2 pseudogenes are annotated in these 992 nt (G+C 45.6%); both read right to left on the reverse strand.

Annotated features, from left to right (window positions below):
- Positions 1–810, reverse strand: a pseudogene (locus ACWHAR_RS23605) (alpha/beta fold hydrolase); the annotation flags it as partial.
- 10 nt (positions 811–820) lie between these two features.
- A pseudogene (locus ACWHAR_RS23610) lies at positions 821–937 on the reverse strand (phenolic acid decarboxylase); the annotation flags it as partial.
- Between the last annotated feature and the right edge of the window lie 55 nt (positions 938–992).

Here is a 992-nt window from a genome sequence, read left to right on the forward strand (position 1 = left end):
GGCTTCCGGTTCTTCCAGCATCAGCTGATGGCCGCTCCTTTCAAAAATAACCTTATCCATATGGGGATATAAACCGTCAACAGCATCCGCGAAACGGGCGCAACCAAATAATCATATCTCCCTAATCCGATATACACCGGCATACGAACATCAGCTAACCGCTGAATAAGATCAATCTGGGCAAATGTATTGCCCCATAATTCATCAATGATCGGCATATTCGTGAATACGCCATCCCATAAGGCAGCTGCATGCGGCCGCTCTTGATAAAAGCTTTTTGCTTCAGCGCGAATACACATGTGCACAAAGCGCCTTTCAGGATCTTTGTCGATGTCCTGCGGCAAATTGGCGATGTCTTTTTCAAAGCGTTTCTTTCTCTCAAGGCTGGCTGTTTCCATGAAAAATGATTCGCTTTTTCGCGGTCTTTCTTCACTGTTATCAAGCGCAGTATTGAAGAGCGCCACCTTCCGAACTTGTTTGGGATATGTCCTGGCATACTCTAAAGCCATAAAAGCGTGTCCGGAATGTCCCAGGATAGTAACATCCTCAAGCTGAAGAAATGTTCTCATCCTTTCGATATCAGCCAAGACGGCATCAAGCCTCGAATCCTCCGCACGTAGCTCCCGCTTAGGCTTAGCAAATCCCCTATGGTCGATCGATAAAGACCCATTGATATTTCTGTTTGATATCTGAGGAAAAAAGGCGCGGATAGTAAACCGCACTCCCGATCACAAGGATGGGTGCGCCCTTGCCCTCAATTCGATAAGCTAAATCAAAGCCGTCCGAGTGACAGATCCCCGCACGTTCCATTTCTCACGCCCCCTTTGTTTTCATTATATAAAAAAAGCCTGACGCCAAAAATGGCCCCTGTTGCCCCTGTCATTCCGACAACGAGTTTCACTTTGCCCCCTCCTTTACGCTTGAATTCTGCTTTCATTCCAATCATACTCCTGATATATCCATATGAAAAATATCTATTAAATCTATATTTA

This window comes from Bacillus sp. LR--39 (assembly GCF_053613335.1).